The organism is Pseudomonas sp. PB3P13, from assembly GCF_054897735.1.
On the sequence record NZ_CM142702.1, the window covers coordinates 2,810,109 to 2,828,348 of the forward strand.

Genomic DNA, 18,240 nt, shown 5'->3' on the forward strand with positions numbered 1-18,240 from the left:
TACGAGTGAGAACTTATCCTGCGCCGCGCTACAATTGCAACTAAATCGAACTCATCAGAAGGGTGAAGCATGTCGTCAAGCGATCCGGATACCTGGTTCAGATTCGTCCGGGCCCACCGTAGCCTGATCCGCGAAATCGAGCGTCGACTGGCGGCCGCCAAGCTCCCTGCCTACGCGTGGTACGACGCGTTATGGGGTCTGGAAAGCGGCCCCGACGGCAGCCGACGCATGAGCGAACTGGCTGACGTCATGGCCATCGAGCGCTACAACCTGACTCGCCTGGTGGACCGTCTGGAGGCCGAAGGCCTGGTCACCCGCACCCGTGCCAGCGATGACGGACGTGGTGCCTATGCCGTTATCACCGAGAGCGGCAAAGTGCTGCGTAAAAAAATGTGGCAAGTCTATGAAGGGGCGGTGGACGAGTTGTTTCTGGCGCAGTTCGATGGCGAGCAACAGCGGACCTTCAGCGATGCGCTTGAGCGTGCGGCGACGGCCGCGCGCAACAGTGGGCGCGCGGGTTGAGCAAAGTTCGCAGTCATTGCAGCAAATAACGGTTCATCGCCTGAGCGACGCTCGTCTGTGCAATACGCCCTTCGTCCGCCAGAGCGCGCAACGCCAGCACGACGATCCAGTGTTTATCCAGCGTTGTGTCGAGCGGCGTTTCAGTGGAGTCAGCGCCAAGCGTTACGAAGCGTGACTTGATATGCGCACCGATCTGATCGGCGACATGCCGGCCATATCCGGTCACAGCCACCACCGGACTGTCATCGAGGCTCAAGCAGTCGAGCAAATGCGATGATCGCCGCGGCATGTCGGGATGCATGCGGTTCCAGCGTTGTGCCTTGTCTGCCTCCCGGGCCAGCCGGGTGTAGCTGGGGCAGCTCCACAACTCGCTGTCGATGGCCCAATCCTCACGCAACAACTGCGCCGCTGAAACCACTGACTGCAACGCCCGGCCAGCGCCCAACAAGCGAACCCGGGGACCGGCAGCCTCAGCGTCGAAATCGTGGAGCCTGTACATACCCTTGAGCGCGTGGCTCGCACTGACCTGGCTGACAGGCGCGACGAAATCATAGGGTTCGTCATGCAGCGCCATGTAGTAAAAACCGTCGTTGCCTTCCACATACAAGCTGTGCAACGCAGCAAGCGCAATGGCGTGCGCCTCCGCACCGCTGGCCGGGTCGAAAGGCAAGCATTGCGGGTTGGCCGCCAGCCAGATCGAGACCCAGGGGTGAGCGCCCTTGGGCCAGCGCGAGGGTAGGGTTTCTATGTCGTTGCACAGAATGCCGCGATGGGCCGACTCATTTGAAAGGGCGCACAGCTCGGCTGACGTCGCAGAACTGGCCAGGTACAACAGCGGTTTTTCGCTGGCACATGCGGCAGGACTCAAACGCAGCGGCCAGGCATTGATTCGGGTGTGGGCGCCATCAACTTGCGACTGCCTGTTGGCGCGGATGACCCAAACGTGTCTGGCCGTTCCAGGATCTCGTTCCAATTGATTGGCGATGTCAATCATGGTGTAAAGCGGAGAGCAAGAACCCACCCTGTGCTGTTGCGTCATGGTGCGGATTTTATCAATGCAAGCCTGAGCGGCAACGCGGGTATCCGGTGTTTTGCTGAAGCTGGAAAAGCCGATCATATGCATGAAATCTCCGTGCGATCCTTCGTACTTGCACCATACTGCACGCCTCAATATGATTGCAAATGCAATTAGAAAGCCTTTAAACGGAGATTTCTCATGAGCGCGTCCTGCCCTATAACGCTTTACACAGCCGATACACCCAACGGTCAAAAGATCAGTATTTTCCTGAAAGAAGCGGCCATTGAGTGCGAAATAGTGAAGTTCGACCTGTCCGCAGGCCGGCAACATTCGCCGGAATTCCTGCAAATCAATCCCAACGGGAAAATTCCGGCCATCGTTGATCATCAGGCTGGCATTTCGGTTTTCGAATCCGCTGCCATTCTCGGGTACCTGTCACAGAAGTTCGATTGTCTGCAGCCTGATTCTTCTGCCGATAAACTCTCGGTTCAACAATGGTTGTACTTCCAGGTCGGGGCCATCGGTCCGATGCTGGGGCAGTTATGGTGGTTCCTGCATGGCAGCACGACGCGCAACGAGGAAGCTCTCGCGCGTTACCGCAAAGAGGCGTTGCGAATCTATGGTGTGGTGGACAAACAACTGGCCTCGCACACTTGTCTGGCGACCGATGAGTACTCAATCGCCGATATTGCAGCGTTTACGTGGCTACGTACTTATGGGGAGCTAGGGCTGGATATCTCACCGTTTACCCATGTAGTGCGCTGGTTGACGGTTATTGAGGCGCGTCCAGCCGTGCAAGCAGGACTCGCCGAATCCCGGAACCTCCCGGCGGACTAAGTCTGGCCTGGCCCGGGAATCTCCCAGGCTTTAATGCCACTGACGGGCACAGAGGAGGGCAGTTGTGCAATCGACAGGTTTATACCGGTTACGCGGGTATTGAATCAGTGCCCAATTTGCTACAAATGTAGCGTTGATTTGGCTTTACTACGTCGCCGGACCGGGATTGAATCATGCCTCTCACTTGATATGCAGCAGCGCAACCGTCAACTGCAACCATAAAAAAAGGAGTTTTTATGAGCACTCAGTATTTGAAAAGGGGCAAAGCGTTAAGCCTCAATTCCGGAATGGATGAAAGCCTGAGAACTGCCTTTGAAAAGTGCCTGCTGCCTTTGGAGGGTTGTCATTACGCGTATTTCATCACTAGCAAGACGCGTGAGGTCCAACCCAGGATCTTTTCCAACTACCCTGAACGTTGGCTTGATCTGTATAAATCCAAGGGTTATCACCATATAGATCCCGTGATCAGACACGGCATGAAATGCGTAGCGCCGTTCTTTTGGCATGAGGCGCTCGAATCGAGGGATTCAGGCACGGGGCAGGAGGTGTTCGCTTCGTCGGAGAAGTACCGGATATCCGATGGTTTCACGTTCAATTTGCATGACGCCCATGGACTTTTCGCCGCCTTGAGTATCAGCAATACCGAGCGCCGTAACGATTTCGAGCAGGTCATGACGTTAAAGGCGGCGGAAATCCAGATGATGCTCATTCAATTTCAAAGCCAGATGACCAATTGTTTTTCCCTTGATGAGCTTTTTCCTGACCTGGAGACCGGCCTGTCGGATCGCGAGTTGAGCGTGCTCAAGTGGGTGGTCATGGGCAAGGCTTACAGGGAAGTTGCCGACATTTGTGCCATCTCGATTCGCACCGTGAAATTCCACATGGCGAATATCGTCAACAAACTTCAAGTCTGCAATGCCAAACAAGCCGTGTACAAGGCTGTGAGTCTGGGGCTGGTTTGAAGCGGGCTGTTGCATTGATCAGCAGTTGACTTCCAGTGTCTTGCGCAATGGGTGTTTGCACTTCGACTCGATCACCTCTTTCAGTCGCCGGGCATTTTCTGGACGGACCGGCATATTCAGCAGTAGCACTTTCTCCCCGGGTGAAGCTTCGCCTGTGGCCAATACTTCATATTGCCATCCCGCCCTCAGGACGATGCGCGACATGGCCTGGCTGACCACCGTAATGATCGAGACCAAACCCGCCTGAGTGGCGTGATCGTGCATCGCCAGAAGCAACATTTCAGTGATGGGTGCTTTACTCAGCCCTAATGCGCGCGAGCGTGTCTTGTCTACGAAAAAGCGACTGGATTCAGCAATCAGCCGATCTTTGGGCAACGTGCAATTGAAAAAGCCGCGAAACGGTCCTTCCACCATATAAGGGTTCTGGGTATTGATCAGGCGCAGGCTCGCGAGGGGCATTCCTGCATACACGCCTACCAGGTAGGTTGAAAAGGCGTTGTCATATTCGTCAATTTCCCTGCCTTCGTTAACGATGACCCGCCAGTCCAGACGGTCAGCGAATACCTCCTTTCTCAATCGGAACAGGTTGCCCATAAGTTCTTGTGAGGCATCCGAATAATCGGCTTTGTAAAAACTGACCTTGTCCATGTGTGTATGACTTCCGCCCGTATACAACAACGTGAATTGGTTTGTAACGCGCGAGGAGGATGCCGCTGGAGGTTGCAAAAAACAACTGTACCTAAAGACAGGCGTAAAAAAAGCAGAAACCTGCACTGAGGTACAGTTGTAGAACAATCGAGCAGCGCTAATTATTGAGCCGGGTTTATCTGCAGGTTTTACAGCAGGCTATCTGTGTAGATAACTAAGTTGACTCTTACAGGAATAACAATATGAGTGTTGCAGCCCGTCACGAAGTTAAGGAAGACATCACCCAGCATGAAATATCTGCCCTGAAAACACGCTTTAACCTTGCTGATGCCCACACGCACCAGGATCAAAGCGTCACTCAACGAAAAATTGTCGAGCGCTTGCCTGAACTCTGGTATCGCGCCCAAAACAGTACCCAGTATCAAAGCGAGCAGGAGTTCATCCAGGCGTTTTTTTCGTTTCATGGTCAAGCGCACGCCCTCAAGCGACACGATGAAATTTACCTCGTGTATGCCGCTTCAATTGCAATGCACATCACTGCAACCTATCTGCGCAAGCGCAACATGAGCGTCGGGTTGATCGAACCGTGTTTCGATAATCTGCATGATCTGCTCAAACACATGGAAGTGCCGTTGACAGCACTGGACGAGAGCCTTTTCCAGTCGCCAACACAGGTTTACGCCAACCTTCAAAAGGCAGCAGTCGATGTTGACGCGATTTTTCTGGTGGATCCCAACAATCCGACCGGTTCAAGCATGTTTGCCACCGGTGCCGAAACATTTGTCGAGGTGGCCCGTTACTGCAAGGAGCACGGAAAGCTGCTGATTCTGGACTTTTGCTTTGCGGCATTCTTCAAAACTGCAGGGGGCAGCCGGTTCGACGCTTATGCAATCCTGGACGACATTGGCACCCAGTACATCGTTATGGAGGACACCGGCAAAACCTGGCCACTGCAAGACACCAAGTGCGCAACGATCATGGCCAGCAAGGACATCAATGCAGACATTTACAGCATCGTCACGAGTGTATTGCTGAACGTCTCGCCCTTCGTTCTCAAAGTGGTCACTCAGTACATTCGAGACAGCAGCGAAGATGACTTCGAGTCTGTTCGCAGCGTGCTTGAAGTTAATCGCACAGGCGCCAAACGCCTCCTGGACGGCAATTTTCTACGTTACGTGACGCCCATGGTCGAGACCAGTGTCGCGTGGTTTGAAATCATGCGCGGGGGTGTGACGGCCGATGACTTGCAGGCGTATTTGATGGAGTACGAAGTCTACGTGTTGCCCGGCAAGTACTTTTACTGGAGTCAGCCGCAAGCAGGGCAAAAGTATATTCGTCTCGCCCTGGCCCGCAAACCCGATGAGTTCGAGCAGGCCGTTAAAACCATCGCCCGTGCCCTGGAGCAGTATCATGACTGATCCCGTTATCCCGGTTATCGATGCCACCGTGTTCATGGGCATGCACCATGCCGATCAGGGCATCCGTGAACAATCATTGGGTTTTTTCAACGCCTTCTATTCGCGTCGGGTCTTGATGAGTTTCGGTCAGATCGGAATTTGCGATGCCATCATCTGGAAGAAGAGCCGCCAGTTGCAGGATGTCTATTACCCCTTTATGGACGTCCTTCATACGGACATGAACATTCAGCGTCGGGGTTACTGCAACAAGGTCTTGAAACGGGCCTGCCTGGAATCGGACTGGGCGCACCTGAGCGTCGAGAAAAGGTTGTTGGCCGCACAGGTGGTCGAACATCAACACCCATTTTTCACCCACGACAGCGCACTGCGCGAGCTGGATACGCTAAAGCCTTTTCTGCAAACGTTCCCCTCATCGAAGACTGGCTCCGTCTTCCCTGAAAGCCTGCAGAGTCTTTACGAGCAGTCCTGTGCAATGAGCATCGAACAGAAGGATTTTCAGCATGTCGGCTAAACATATTTTCGTCCCGCTGATTACGCCTCTCGATGAGCAGTCGCGCATTTGTGAAACCAGCGTCCGCCGGTTAATGCACTGCTCTCGACCCTTCGTCGATGGTTACATCCCCTGCCTGACTTCCGGCGAAGGCTGGCGACTGGCCCGTCGAGACTGGCAGCGGATGCTCGAACTGACGCTGGCCCATGCACGGGATAAAACAGTGATCGCGGGTATCGAACGCGAGACGACGGCGCAAGTGATTGAATACGCACTGCTGGCTCAGCAGTTGGGTGCTCAGGCCATCATGTTCACTTCGCCGTTTGCATCGGGAACGAGTCAGCAAGACATCATTGAGCATTATCGCGCCGTGCATGACGCGGTGTCCCTGGACATCTTTATCTATAACGAGTCTGCGCTGTCGGGCAACGAGAAAACTTTTGACACCTTACTGGCCATTGCCCGGTTACCCAGGGTCATCGGCATCAAGGACTCACCCTCACAACCTCGCGTTCAAAGCGAGATCAATCAACTGCGCAATGAAGGTCTCGATTACTTCCTTGGCTGGGAAATGCTCCTGGCGAGGGATCTGGAGTCCGATGGCAATGTTGTGTCGCTGGCCAATCTGGAACCTGCACTCTGTCGTCTGGCGATAAGCGCACGGCAACCCGCGGTGGGCGCGCTGGTGGAATCGCTGGACCAGCGCTTTGAACTCGGTGCGGACGATTGGTACGCGCAAGTCAAAAAGGAGCTCAAGGCGCGGGGCATCATCAGCACGGACAAGGTATTTGCAGAAGAGGAGGCCATGGCATGAGCGAGCTGCAAAAAGAACTGTTCCTGGCCAATCGCGCCTGCATCAAACGGCTGCAGCCATTGCCAGACCATATCCTGGCCTTCGAGCGGGACTGGATCGATTCGACCATCAATAAAACGCGCACTGCCACCACGCCGTCCGACCTGGCCGGGTTGCGCACACAACTTGCCGAACTGGTAGAGCTGGAACGCAGCGTGCTGCCGCCCAGCGCAGCCTACGTCGCCGATCAGATGACGCGGGAGGAATTCAAGATCCTGGTGCAGGAATTTGCGCTGGATGGCCTGACCGAGGCGCAGGTGTTCTATCACCTGATGCCTCGACTCAGCCTTGCCGCTCAGATGCCCATGTTGCGGATGATGATTGACGAATTTGGATCGGGAAACCTCAAGCGGTCCCATACCACGTTGTACACCGACTTGCTGGCCGAGCTGCAGATGCCGACCGACCTGGGGTTCTACATCGACGTCAACGCTGCAGCCGGGTTCTCATTCCCCAATATGTTTTGCTGGCTGACCATGCGGGCGGATGATCCGTCGTATTTCGCGGGGGTGATTACTTACTTCGAAACGGTCGTGCCGTTCTTTTTCGAGTGCTACACATCGATTTGTTCGCGTTTGCAAATCAAGTCTCATACGTATTATTCCGAGCACGTCCATATTGATGTCTTTCACGCCATCGAAGGCCAGCGTTTGCTTAAAGCGATGGATGCGACGGGGGATCTGGACCCGGTCAAAGCGTGGGAGGGCATCTGCATGGGGCGCGAAATTACCAACGCTGCTTTTGATGCGGCCGTCGAGAAGGCAAGGCGTCAGAAGTTTTTCGACAAGGAGCGAGAAATTGAGCGAGCCCTCTGAATTTCATCGCCCGGGCAAATTTACCGTGGTAATCGGCGACCAGCACTTTGCAGTGCCGCACACCTGTCCGCATCGCGCCGGGTGGCTGGAGCACGGGATGGTCAATGAGCAGCGCAAGAGCATCACGTGTCCCTTGCACTTCTCGGTGTTCAGTCTGGAAACCGGTGAACAACTGAGCGGCCCACCCTGTGGGCGCCTGGATGTCAGGCGCTTGACTTGAATCACACCGTGGGAAGGTCCTTCGCTGCAATCCACATGGAATCCCCAACGTTCACTTCCGGGTCAGCGCTTTGAAAGATGACCTGGAGGAACGGGAGGGATGCGCTTCAACCTTGGTTTCGCGACACGCCGGGCACATCCATATTGATCTTGCGCCACGCCGCCTCGGCAAAGCTGTAGACGGAAAAAGCGATCAGGCCCAAGGCGATCACCATCAAAATCACCGCGCCAGCCGGCAGGTTTTGCAGTGCATCGAGCGCGTCTTTCATGCCGGGTGGGTCCATGGCTTTATAGGCCGAGCCACTGACCAGCAGTAACACGGCGATTTCGATAAAGACCACGCCCCGGGCAATCAGACCGAATCGCGACACCGGACGCACATAGCGCATTACATCTTCATCGGCTTCGAAGTACTTCTCGAAGGTCGCCTTCCAGCCTTTGATGATGTGAGCAATGCCGACACCCAGCGGCACCAGGGCGACGAGGTAAAGCAATACATTGGAATATTCCCAGGCCAGCAAACTTGCCAGCAGGTCCCTGGTTTGATCACCTCCGGAATTGCCGGAACTCCTGTGCCCGCTGATGAGCAGGCCCAAGGCAAAAAACGCCAGTGCGCCGTTGACCGCACCGCCGGCCAGTAAACCCGCACGAATCACCAGACCTTTGGCTTCCTTGCCGTGATGATCGACGTCGCGCGTTGCTTGCAGCACACGCCAGGCGGCGAACGCGAGCAAGCCTGCGACCACCAGTCCGACCATAACGTAGCCGAACGGCTGGCTTAGCAAGGCTTCCAGGCTTTTATGACTATCCTTTGGTTTAGTCGAGTCGAGCGCCGCCAGAAAAGCGAATATCCCGATGATGAGATAGATGACACCTCGCGCGGCATAACCGCCGCGTGCGAGGACAACCAGGCCTTGATGAGCGGACATACGTTCTAATTCCAGTAAAAGTATTACTAGAGAAGACCAATAAACCCCACAGGCGTTCGAAAAATCAGCAGGCGGATCAGGGACGTCGTGCAACCCTCTTGAGCGCAAACTGAACGCTCGTACGATCCTCCTGTCCTTAAGCCGAAGGTCAGGGTTGTACAGATGCCCTCGCTGAAACCCGCAAACCGAGCTTTGCTCCTGGGAAAGCTTCAATGGATCGATACGCCGCGCGCAATTGGCAGCCCCATGAGCGACCCAATCTGCCGGGCTCGCCTTCGACGCCACTGCATTCCACACCCAAACGTCTGGCCTATGCGCTGGTCGGTTTGCTGGTGGCGCTGACCGGTGGCCTCGGTAATTCGCTGGTGATCGCCAACTTGCCCTACCTGCAAGGCTCGCTGGGCGCGACCACTGCGGAGATGGCCTGGCTGCCGGCGGCCTACGTGATGACCAATGTGTCGATGAACCTGCTGCTGGTGAAATTTCGCCAGCAGTTTGGATTGCGCGCGTTTACCGAAGTGTTTCTGGTGCTGTACGCATTGGTGACGTTCGGCCATCTGTTCGTCAACGACTTGAATTCGGCAATCGCCGTGCGGGCGGCGCATGGCATGGTCGGCGCGGCGCTGAGTTCGTTGGGCCTGTATTACATGATTCAGGCGTTTCCCGCGAAGTGGCGGATGAAAGCACTGGTGCTCGGCCTCGGCACCTCGCAACTGGCCTTGCCGTTGGCGCGACTGTTTTCTGAAGACTTGCTGCAAATCGCCGAATGGCGCGGCTTGTATCTGTTCGAGTTGGGCATGGCGCTGCTGTCGCTGGGCTGCGTGTTGCTGCTGAAACTGCCGCCGGGAGATCGCTTCAAAACCTTTGAAAAACTGGATTTCCTCACCTTCGCGATTCTCGCCAGCGGCGTGGCGTTGCTCTGCGCGGTGTTGTCACTGGGGCGCATTGACTGGTGGCTGGAGGCGCGCTGGATCGGCATCGCGCTGGCGGCCTCGGTAGTGTTGATCCTCGCCGGCCTGGCGATCGAACACAATCGCAGCAATCCATTATTGATGACCCGGTGGCTGGGCAGCGGGGTGATGATCCGGCTGGCGCTGGCAGTGATCCTGATTCGCATGGTCGCTTCCGAGCAGTCCACAGGCGCCGTCGGGTTCATGCAGATGCTTAACATGAGCAATCAGCAACTCAACAGTCTTTATGTGGTGATGCTTTTGGGCAGCGTCGCCGGGCTGCTCATCAGCGCGTTGACCATCGACCCGAAACACCTGCTGATGCCGCTGATTATTTCCTTGGCGCTGATGGCGACGGGCTCGGTCATGGACAGCTTTTCCAATAACCTGACCCGCCCGGAAAATCTCTATTTCAGTCAGTTTCTGTTGGCGTTCGGCAGCACGTTCTTCCTCGGTCCGACCATGGTGCTGGGCACCCGCAACGTGTTGACGAACCCGCGTAATCTGGTCAGTTTTTCCGTGCTGTTCGGGATCTGCCAGAACCTCGGTGGCCTGATTGGCGCAGCGCTGCTGGGCACTTTCCAGATCGTGCGCGAGAAGTTTCATTCCAGCCATATCGTCGATCACCTGACCTTGTCCGATCCGCTGGTGGCCGCCCGGGTGCAGAACGGCAGCTCGGCAGTGGGCGGAGTGATTGCCGACCCGAACCTGCGCAACCTGCAAGGCATTCGCAGCCTGGCGAACGCCGCCTCGCGCGAGGCTAACGTTTTGGCTTATAACGATGTGTTCATGCTGATCGCGGTCATCGCGGTGTTGACCATGATCTGGATTTCCATTCGTGCGCTGTGGCTGATCAGCGTGAATAAAAAGACAGCGTCCGCCACGCCTCCCGTTCAACCCAGCGGTGCCATTTCTTCATGACTGAACCCACCACGACCACCACCAATGCCATCGCCGCCACCCCTGAGGCTGAGGCGCCACCCGCGTCGCCAGCCACCGAGCCGCGCTCGTTGCGTGTGCGCATCATCTCGTCACTGGGCTTTGCCGCAATTGCCCTTGTCGGCCTGTTGATCGTGCTCTACGCATGGCAATTGCCACCGTTCAGCAGCGCCATCGAAACCACCGAAAATGCGCTGGTGCGCGGTCAGGTGACGATCATCGGCCCGCAACTCAATGGCTACGTATTCGAAGTGCCGGTGCAGGATTTCGAGCACGTGAAGGCCGGCGACTTGCTGGTGCGTCTCGACGACCGCATCTATCAACAGCGTCTCGATCAGTCGCTGGCGCAGGTGGCTGTGCAGAAAGCCGCGCTGGCCAATGAAGTGCAACAACGCAGCAGCGCCGAAGCCACCATAAAATTACGCGAGGCTGCACTGGCCGACGCCCAAGCCCAGGCGCGCAAGAGTGACGCCGATTTGCGTCGAAACAAAGAATTGGTCAGTGACGGTTCGGTGTCCAAACGCGAGTTCGACGTGACGCTCGCCGCCAGTGCGCAGGCCCGTGCAGCAGTCGCTCAGGCCAAGGCATCACTGGAGATTGCCCGGCAAGATCTGCAATCGGTCATCGTCAATCGCGATTCGCTGGAAGCCGCCGTCACCAGCGCCGAAGCGGCGGTGCAACTGGCGCGGATCGACTTGTCGAACACTCGCATCCTCGCCCCGCGTGACGGCCAACTGGGGCAAATCGGTGTGCGTCTGGGTGCTTATGTCAATTCCGGCGCGCAGTTGATGGCACTGGTGCCGCCGCAGAAATGGGTCATCGCCAACCTCAAGGAAACCCAGATGGACCATATACACGTGGGCCAGGTGGCGAGTTTCACCGTGGATGCGTTGAACCATCGCAAATTCACCGGTCGTGTGCAGCGTATTTCACCGGGCACCGGGTCGGAATTCGCGTTGTTGCAGGCCGACAATGCCACCGGCAACTTCGTCAAGATCTCCCAGCGCGTGCCGGTGCGTATCACCATCGACCCCGATCAGACAGAAAGCGAACGCTTGCGCCCGGGGATGTCGGTGGTGGTGAGCATTGATACGGCTACCGATGATTCGCCGCAGTGAAGGGCTGGATCGGACAACAGATACGATCTCCATGTTTCTGGGAGCGCCATCATCGCGAACTTCATCCGATCATCCCGGTCGACCAGTCAGCCGCTGAGTTTTTCAGGCAACAACACTCGCAGGAATGTGAGCTCAGAAGCGATCCAGTCGATAGGGGTGCAGCGCGGGCAAACCGGGCTTCGCAGAACCCGCTGACAGCAGTTCGCCGATCAGTTCGGCAGTTACCGCCGCCTGGGTCAAACCCAGATGCTGGTGCCCGAACGCCAACAGCACCTTGCCGTCACACACGCGGTCGATGATCGGCAGGGAATCCGGCAACGACGGGCGAAACCCCATCCACGGCGTCGCGTCTTCGGTATTCAAATCACGCTGAAACAGGCCTTTGCTCAGGTGATGCAACTGCCACGCGCGCTGCATGTTCGGTGGGCTGTGCAGGCCGGCGAATTCGACGGTGCCTGCCAGCCTCAGCCCTGCGGACATCGGGGTCATGATGAATCGGCGTTCCAGTGAGGTGACGGCAAAGGGCAGGCGATCGTGCTCATGCGGCAGCATCAGGTGATAACCGCGTTCGGTATCCAGCGGAATTTTTTTGCCGGTCAGCATGGCGGTCAGATTGGCTGAATGTGCGCCGCAAGCGATCACGACCTGTCGAGCCTGCAACGTGCTTTGGTCGGTGCGTAATGAAACCCCATGCTCTTGCACGTGCCCGCCCTGAACATGCTGTTTCAGAAACTGCACGCCACTGGCTTGCGCGGCTTCCACCAGTTCGCAAACCACTTGATAAGGGTCGAGAAAATGCCCGGTTCGCGGGAAGAACAGCCCGCCCTGAATCTGTTCGCTCAGTTGCGGCGCGGCGTAACGCACCGAGCGGGCGGACCAGAAATCGACCGGCACCTGTTGCTGACGCAGACGCGTCTGCAACGCTTCGATCGCCTGTCGCGAGTTGGCGCGTTCGAACACCAGCAACGAGCCGTCCTCTTTCAGCAGGTGTGGGCGTTTCATGGAGGCCAGCAGCCGTTGCCATGCACCGAGGCTGTTTTCATTGAGCGCACGCAGGCCGGCGACCGTTTGCTGAAAAGGCGCCGGACGCAAGTTCAGCAACAGCCGCGTGAACCAGGGCAGGGCGCGCGGCAGGTATTTCCAGTCCAGACGCAAGGGCCCCATCGGGTCCATCAACATTGACGGTAGCCGCCTGATAATCGAGCGGTCGGCAATCGGAAAAACCTGCTCGGTCGCCAGATGCCCGGCGTTGCCGAACGACGCGCCGTGGCCAGGATCCTGTCGGTCAATGACCACGACACGCAAGCCCTGGCGCGCCAGTCGCAGGGCGCAGGCAACACCCACGATGCCGGCGCCGACGACGGCGATGTCGTGTCGGTCGTTTGCAGTGCTGTGGTCAGGCATATTTCGGGGATCCTCAAGCTGATCAGGCAGCGACAGATGGCTGTTTGTTCAGGCCAGCTCAGCTGACCAGTGCTCATACCATTGGCGGAACAACGCGTATTGCTTCTCGGCGTACCGGCGCTGCGAATCACTGAGTACGTCGGTCTCGTTGAAATGCAGTGCGTAACCCTGATCGCCGTTGAGCACCATCAGGTGCTTGTAAAACAGCACCAGGTCGCAGCCTTCATCGAACGACGACAATACGGCCAGCGCCGATTCCAGTTCGCGGGCCAGTCGTCGGGCCTTGGCGTCGCCGTTGGCGGCCTGCCTGCTCAGGGCCACCAGGTGCAGCACTTCGCGCGGCAGGGCATTGCCGATCCCGGTGATGGCGCCGGTGGCATTGCAATTGACGAAACCGTGGACCACTTGAGTATCGACGCCGACCATCAACGTCACGTTGTCGTCTTTGGCGGTGATGTTCTCGGCGGCGTAGCGCAGGTCGGCAGCGCCGCCAAATTCCTTGAATCCGATCAGGTTTGGGTGCTCGCGGCGCAGCTCGAAGAACAACTCGGCGCGGGTGGCGAAGCCGTAATAAGGGCTGTTGTAGATGACGGCGGGCAGCTGCGGCGCCGCGTCGAGAATGGCCGCGAAATGAGCTTTTTGCGCGGCGGCGCAGGCACCCCGGGACAGTACGCGAGGAATCACCATCAAGCCGTGCGCGCCGACGGCTGCCGCATGCGCCGCGTGAGAAACCGCTTCGCGACTGTTGACGGCGCCGGTGCCGACGATGGTCGGCACGCCTGCAGCCACCAGGCGCGCCACGCCCTCCTGGCGCTGGGCTTCACTGAGCAGCGGCCAGTCGCCCATCGAGCCGCAATACACCACGGCGCTCATGCCGATATTCACCAATTCGCGACCTTTGGCCACGAGTGCATCGAAGTCCGGTTGTCGCTCGGCGGTGCAGGGGGTCATCAACGCAGGAATGCAGCCAGTGAAAATAGTAGCGCTCATCGTTGTAGCTCCTCGGAACATTGATTTCGACTGAATGAGGGGAGGCAGGGCGACTCAAATGCCCCAGGCGAACGGGTCCTGTTCGTCGATCAGCAATGTGCTGTCGGCGGTCATGAACGCGCGGCCGGTGATGTACGGGCGAACACGCTCGCCTTCCCATTCGAAGCGGCCCTGGAACTGGCTGCCGGTAATACTCGCCTGCACCCAGACAGCCCCCTCGGCGAGTTTGTCATCGGCCGCCAGACAGGCCAGTTTGGCGCTGGTGCCGGTGCCGCAAGGGGAGCGGTCATAGGCTTTGCCGGGGCACATGACGAAGTTGCGGCTGTCAGCCTCGGTATCGTCAGCGAACAGTTCGACATGGTCGATCAGCGCGCCGTCTTCGCCATGAATGCCTTGAGCTTCCAGGGCTTTGAGCATTGACCAGGTGAAGGCGGTGAGGGCGTCGACGTTGTCCATTTGCAGCGTCTGGCCGTGCTCGGCCACCAGGAAAAACCAGTTGCCGCCCCAAGCGATATCGCCATGGACGCGGCCGTAGCCGGGCACGTCCACCGGGACCTGTTTGCGGTATCGGTAGGCGGGCACATTGCGCAGGGTCACTGCGCCATCTTCGTGCAGGGTGGCGCTGACCGGGCCGACGGGCGTGTCGATCGTGTGCACACCCGGGCCGATGTGTCCCAGGTAATGCAAAGAGGCAACCAGGCCGATGGTGCCGTGTCCGCACATGCCGAGGTAACCGGCATTGTTGAAGAAGATCACCCCGCAAGTCGCGTCGGCCGAGACCGCCTCGCAATACAGCGCGCCGACCAGCACATCGTTGCCTCGCGGTTCCAACAGACAGGCGCGCCGCCATTGATCATGTTCATCGCGCAGGACGTCGCGCTTGTCGGACATGGAGGCGCCTGGCAGGTCGGGGAAACCTGACATCACCAGGCGCGTGGGTTCGCCGCCGGTGTGGGAATCGATGATGTGGAGTTTGTTCATGGACGTGTCCCATTCAGTGGCGGCTCTGCCATGACAATGAACGGATTGGCGATAGCGAGATTGATGTTTTACGCAGGCTTCGATGACGAAATCGGCACAGTCGGAGTGCCGGGGTCGCTGCGCCACCCAACGGGGGCGAGCCCCCTCGCCACAGGTGGCCGGCGCTCGACACCGGCGCAACCGTGCGGCAATCTGACAGCACTTGTAGGAGCAGAGCTTGGTGGAAGCAAAGCTTGCTCGCGAAAGCGCCCTGTCAGTCGCGGAAAATCTTGGCCAAAAGGTAGTAAACCCATGACACCCAACGCACTCACTAACCTCTGCCAAGGTACTGACTCATCCTGCCCGCCATCCCTCGAACACCTGCTGTCTAGCGTTGCACTGCTATTACCCATGCTGGACGCCATCCCCAACGCAACGATTTTCATCAAGGACAGCCAGGCCCGGTATGTCATGGCCAATCGCACACTGGTGCAGCGCTGCGGCTTGAAAGACTTGAAACCGTTGCTGGGCAAAACCAGCGCCGAGGTGTTTCCGGCACAGTTGGGGCCAGGCTATACCGAACAGGATCGCCGCGTGCTGGAGCAGGGTCTGGTGCTGGAAGACCAACTGGAACTGCATTTATACGGCAGCCGCGAGCCCGGTTGGTGCCTCACGTACAAGCAGCCGATCCTTGATCGAGAAGGTGCAATCATCGGCTTGACGGGCATTTCGGTCGACTTGCAATCAGCCGCTGACACACACCCGGCTTACCAGCGGCTGGCCGCCGTCGATGAACACATTCGCACGCATTTCCATCGGCGCATCGCACTGGCCGAATTGACGCGCATCGCCGGCATTTCGGTGGCGCAACTGGAAAGATACTGCAAGCGAATATTCCACCTGACGCCGAGGCAGATGATTCAAAAAGTGCGCCTCGAGCATGCTCATCGACTGCTGCATACCGAATTGCCGATTACCGAGGTCGCGCTTCAGTGCGGCTATACCGACCACAGCGCGTTCACGCGTCAGTTCAAGGCGTTGACCGGGTTCACGCCGCGCCAATACCGGCTAGCCACTTCGGGTTGAGCAGGGGGATTCAAATCAATGGCTCTGCTGATGGCCAGAACCGACAAAGCCCTGAATGCTCAGGGCCTTGTTGTTTTACCGGGGGGCAAATGTAACGTCGCAATTACCGGTTGCGAGTCACCCGCCACACGGTATTGGCAAGGTCATCAGCGATGATCAATGCGCCGCGCGGGTCGACGGTGACACCCACCGGGCGGCCGCGGGTTTTGCCGTCCGTGCCACGGAACCCCGTTGCAAAATCAACGGGCTCGCCAGCCGGACGACCGTTGCTGAACGGCACGAAAATCACTTTGTAGCCAACCGGGTCAGGGCGGTTCCAGCTCCCGTGCTCGCCGACGAAAACGCCATCGGCGAATTTCTCGCCCATCTCCGGTATCGAGAAATCGACGCCAAGCGCCGCCACGTGCGAGCCGAGGCTGTAATCGGGTTTGACTGCAGCGGCGACCTTTTCCGGATTCTGCGGTTGCGCACGTGGATCGACGTTTTGCCCCCAATAGCTGTAAGGCCAGCCATAAAAGCTGCCTTCGCGCACGGAGGTCAGGTAGTCCGGCACCAGATCAGGCCCCAGCTCGTCGCGTTCGTTGACCACTGCCCATAACTGTCCGGAATCCGGCTGAATGGTGAGTGCGGTCGGGTTGCGCAGACCGGTGGCATACGGCTTGTGCGCGCCGGTTTCGGCATCGATCTGCCAGACCATGGCCCGGTCGATTTCGACCTCCATGCCGCGTTCGGTCACATTGCTGTTCGAGCCGATACCGACATACAGGAAGCGACCGTCAGGGCTGACTGCCAGCGCCTTGGTCCAGTGGTGGTTGATCTCGGCGGGCAGGTCAGTAACTTTCACCGGCGGGCCGCCGGCCTGCGTCTGGCCTTCGGTGTAGGCGAAGCGCACCAGTGCATCCTGGTTGGCTACATACACGTTGCCATTGGCGAAGGCCAGGCCATAGGGAGCGTTGAGGTTTTGCGCAAAAACGGTTTTGGTCTCGTAGGTACCGTCGCCGTCAGCATCGCGTAGCAAGGTCAGGCGATTGCCGCCCTTGACCTGGGTGTTGCCCTTGGCCTTGATGTAGCTGGCGATAACATCCTTGGGCTTGAGCTTCGCGGCGCTGCCACCTCGGCCTTCGGCTACCAGGATGTCACCGTTGGGCAGCACCAGCGTCTGCCGCGGAATTTTCAGGTCGGTGGCGATTGCCGTGACGCTGTAGCCTTCCGGCACCGTGGGTTTTTGCTCGCCCCATGCCACGGGCTCGGCGATCTTCATGCTCGGCAGTAACGTGCGTTGCACTTCCGGCATTTTCGGGTCTGGCCCGCGTGCCTGGGTTTTGTCACCGTCGGCACCACATGCGCTCAGCAACAGCGCCATACTCAAGGCAGTCAGTGCGCCTGGATAATTCATCGCTCATCTCCCGAACGCAGATTGGTCAGCCCTGTCCATGCGGCGACGAAGGCCAGAAGCGTCACGATCACCGACAGCACCAGGCCCGAAGGCATGGCTGCCCACGCGTCCTTGGCGTGTTCGAAAGCGTTGATCAGCCCCAGCACCCAAGTCACCAACAGCAGCAGAAAATACATGACCGGTCGCCCGGACTTGCGCTCTGCGCGGACCAGATTCACCAGCGCGAACAACAGCGCGAATCCACAAAACACCAGACCGCCGGCAATCAGCCACGAGGCAAAATTGCTCCATTGAATCTGGTAGCTCTTGTAATAGGCAATGTCGCTCAGCAGACCGCCGAGAAACAGCGGAACAGTACCTGCGAGGAGGATGGCATGAAGCGGGCCTGGCGTACTTCGGTAGGTCGGGTGAACGGTAACGGTCATGTCGACTCCTAATGGTTCTGCGACCCTGGGCTGAATCTCAGCGCTGATCGGGTCCATCAGTGGCGCGCAGGTTGCGCTTAGGAATGATCGTGTCGCGAGCGCGATAGTTCCCGCGGATTTCAGACCAGAATCCTTGTACGAGCATGCGGGCGGCCATCCGGCTTGCCCGCGAAGACGTCTATCCCTATTCTCACCCACCGGGCGGACTGCAGTGCCACGAGAGCGCCCAACTGATGGCCGCGCGGGTATTTGAATCCATTG

Annotated in this window: 19 protein-coding genes; 11 read left to right on the forward strand and 8 right to left on the reverse strand. The window is 58.0% G+C overall.

Annotated features, from left to right (window positions below; translation table 11 throughout):
• Positions 1-69: 69 nt before the first annotated feature.
• The gene (locus tag ACYZT1_RS13035; RefSeq protein ID WP_462015140.1) at positions 70-522 is read left to right on the forward strand and encodes a MarR family winged helix-turn-helix transcriptional regulator; all 453 of its coding nucleotides are present in this window, start codon (positions 70-72) and stop codon (positions 520-522) included.
• A 13-nt stretch (positions 523-535) separates the two neighbouring features.
• Here ACYZT1_RS13035 and ACYZT1_RS13040 read toward each other — a convergent pair whose 3' ends face one another.
• Complete coding sequence (locus tag ACYZT1_RS13040) at positions 536-1,639, reverse strand: transketolase-like TK C-terminal-containing protein (protein ID WP_462019240.1); 1,104 nt, start codon at positions 1,637-1,639, stop codon at positions 536-538.
• A 99-nt stretch (positions 1,640-1,738) separates the two neighbouring features.
• On the opposite strand from ACYZT1_RS13040, the gene ACYZT1_RS13045 reads away from it, so the two are divergent.
• Together ACYZT1_RS13045 and ACYZT1_RS13050 are read left to right on the forward strand one after the other, a co-directional pair.
• A complete protein-coding gene (locus ACYZT1_RS13045) occupies positions 1,739-2,377 on the forward strand; it encodes a glutathione S-transferase family protein (RefSeq protein ID WP_462015141.1) in 639 nt (212 codons plus the stop codon).
• A 236-nt stretch (positions 2,378-2,613) separates the two neighbouring features.
• Positions 2,614-3,339, forward strand: coding sequence for a helix-turn-helix transcriptional regulator (locus tag ACYZT1_RS13050; RefSeq protein ID WP_462015142.1), 726 nt, complete (start codon positions 2,614-2,616; stop codon positions 3,337-3,339).
• A gap of 18 nt (positions 3,340-3,357) precedes the next feature.
• Here ACYZT1_RS13050 and ACYZT1_RS13055 read toward each other — a convergent pair whose 3' ends face one another.
• Positions 3,358-3,987 carry an acyl-homoserine-lactone synthase gene (locus tag ACYZT1_RS13055; protein ID WP_462015143.1) on the reverse strand — a complete coding sequence of 210 codons (630 nt, stop codon included), beginning with the start codon at positions 3,985-3,987 and terminating at the stop codon, positions 3,358-3,360.
• A 242-nt stretch (positions 3,988-4,229) separates the two neighbouring features.
• Between ACYZT1_RS13055 and ACYZT1_RS13060 the strand changes: the two genes are divergently transcribed.
• The 5 genes from ACYZT1_RS13060 to ACYZT1_RS13080 are packed head-to-tail and all read left to right on the forward strand — an operon-like array spanning position 4,230 to position 7,783.
• Positions 4,230-5,405, forward strand: coding sequence for a pyridoxal phosphate-dependent aminotransferase (locus ACYZT1_RS13060; protein ID WP_462015144.1), 1,176 nt, complete (start codon positions 4,230-4,232; stop codon positions 5,403-5,405).
• Positions 5,398-5,916, forward strand: coding sequence for a DUF6190 family protein (locus ACYZT1_RS13065; protein WP_462015145.1), 519 nt, complete (start codon positions 5,398-5,400; stop codon positions 5,914-5,916). The genes ACYZT1_RS13060 and ACYZT1_RS13065 overlap by 8 nt, the downstream gene beginning before the upstream one ends.
• A complete protein-coding gene (locus tag ACYZT1_RS13070) occupies positions 5,906-6,709 on the forward strand; it encodes a dihydrodipicolinate synthase family protein (RefSeq protein ID WP_462015146.1) in 804 nt (267 codons plus the stop codon). The genes ACYZT1_RS13065 and ACYZT1_RS13070 overlap by 11 nt, the downstream gene beginning before the upstream one ends.
• A complete protein-coding gene (locus ACYZT1_RS13075; protein WP_462015147.1) occupies positions 6,706-7,563 on the forward strand; it encodes an iron-containing redox enzyme family protein in 858 nt (285 codons plus the stop codon). The genes ACYZT1_RS13070 and ACYZT1_RS13075 overlap by 4 nt, the downstream gene beginning before the upstream one ends.
• Positions 7,547-7,783 (forward strand): Rieske (2Fe-2S) protein, encoded by a 237-nt coding sequence (locus tag ACYZT1_RS13080; protein ID WP_462015148.1) that lies wholly within the window; start codon positions 7,547-7,549, stop codon positions 7,781-7,783. Before ACYZT1_RS13075 ends, ACYZT1_RS13080 begins: the two co-directional genes overlap by 17 nt.
• A gap of 106 nt (positions 7,784-7,889) precedes the next feature.
• On the opposite strand, the gene ACYZT1_RS13085 is transcribed toward ACYZT1_RS13080, so the two are convergent.
• Positions 7,890-8,711 (reverse strand): DUF1206 domain-containing protein, encoded by an 822-nt coding sequence (locus tag ACYZT1_RS13085; RefSeq protein WP_462015149.1) that lies wholly within the window; start codon positions 8,709-8,711, stop codon positions 7,890-7,892.
• A 212-nt stretch (positions 8,712-8,923) separates the two neighbouring features.
• Here ACYZT1_RS13085 and ACYZT1_RS13090 point away from each other — a divergent pair, with 212 nt between their 5' ends.
• Positions 8,924-10,582 (forward strand): MFS transporter, encoded by a 1,659-nt coding sequence (locus ACYZT1_RS13090; protein WP_462015150.1) that lies wholly within the window; start codon positions 8,924-8,926, stop codon positions 10,580-10,582.
• Positions 10,579-11,718 carry an HlyD family secretion protein gene (locus tag ACYZT1_RS13095; protein ID WP_462015151.1) on the forward strand — a complete coding sequence of 380 codons (1,140 nt, stop codon included), beginning with the start codon at positions 10,579-10,581 and terminating at the stop codon, positions 11,716-11,718. Before ACYZT1_RS13090 ends, ACYZT1_RS13095 begins: the two co-directional genes overlap by 4 nt.
• A 132-nt stretch (positions 11,719-11,850) precedes the next feature.
• Here ACYZT1_RS13095 and ACYZT1_RS13100 read toward each other — a convergent pair whose 3' ends face one another.
• From ACYZT1_RS13100 to ACYZT1_RS13110, 3 genes are read right to left on the reverse strand one after another with little or no spacing between them, the layout of a single operon-like run.
• A complete protein-coding gene (locus ACYZT1_RS13100; protein WP_462015152.1) occupies positions 11,851-13,122 on the reverse strand; it encodes an NAD(P)/FAD-dependent oxidoreductase in 1,272 nt (423 codons plus the stop codon).
• 48 nt (positions 13,123-13,170) lie between these two features.
• On the reverse strand, positions 13,171-14,112 hold the full coding sequence (locus tag ACYZT1_RS13105; RefSeq protein ID WP_462015153.1) for a dihydrodipicolinate synthase family protein: 942 nt from the start codon (positions 14,110-14,112) through the stop codon (positions 13,171-13,173).
• 54 nt (positions 14,113-14,166) lie between these two features.
• Positions 14,167-15,093 (reverse strand): 4-hydroxyproline epimerase, encoded by a 927-nt coding sequence (locus ACYZT1_RS13110; RefSeq protein ID WP_462015154.1) that lies wholly within the window; start codon positions 15,091-15,093, stop codon positions 14,167-14,169.
• 291 nt (positions 15,094-15,384) lie between these two features.
• Here ACYZT1_RS13110 and ACYZT1_RS13115 point away from each other — a divergent pair, with 291 nt between their 5' ends.
• On the forward strand, positions 15,385-16,158 hold the full coding sequence (locus ACYZT1_RS13115) for a PAS domain-containing protein (protein WP_462015155.1): 774 nt from the start codon (positions 15,385-15,387) through the stop codon (positions 16,156-16,158).
• A gap of 103 nt (positions 16,159-16,261) precedes the next feature.
• Here the strand turns inward: ACYZT1_RS13115 and ACYZT1_RS13120 are convergent, their stop codons facing one another.
• Positions 16,262-17,554 (reverse strand): PQQ-dependent sugar dehydrogenase, encoded by a 1,293-nt coding sequence (locus ACYZT1_RS13120; protein ID WP_462015156.1) that lies wholly within the window; start codon positions 17,552-17,554, stop codon positions 16,262-16,264.
• Positions 17,551-17,979 carry a DUF2231 domain-containing protein gene (locus ACYZT1_RS13125; protein ID WP_462015157.1) on the reverse strand — a complete coding sequence of 143 codons (429 nt, stop codon included), beginning with the start codon at positions 17,977-17,979 and terminating at the stop codon, positions 17,551-17,553. Before ACYZT1_RS13125 ends, ACYZT1_RS13120 begins: the two co-directional genes overlap by 4 nt.
• Between the last annotated feature and the right edge of the window lie 261 nt (positions 17,980-18,240).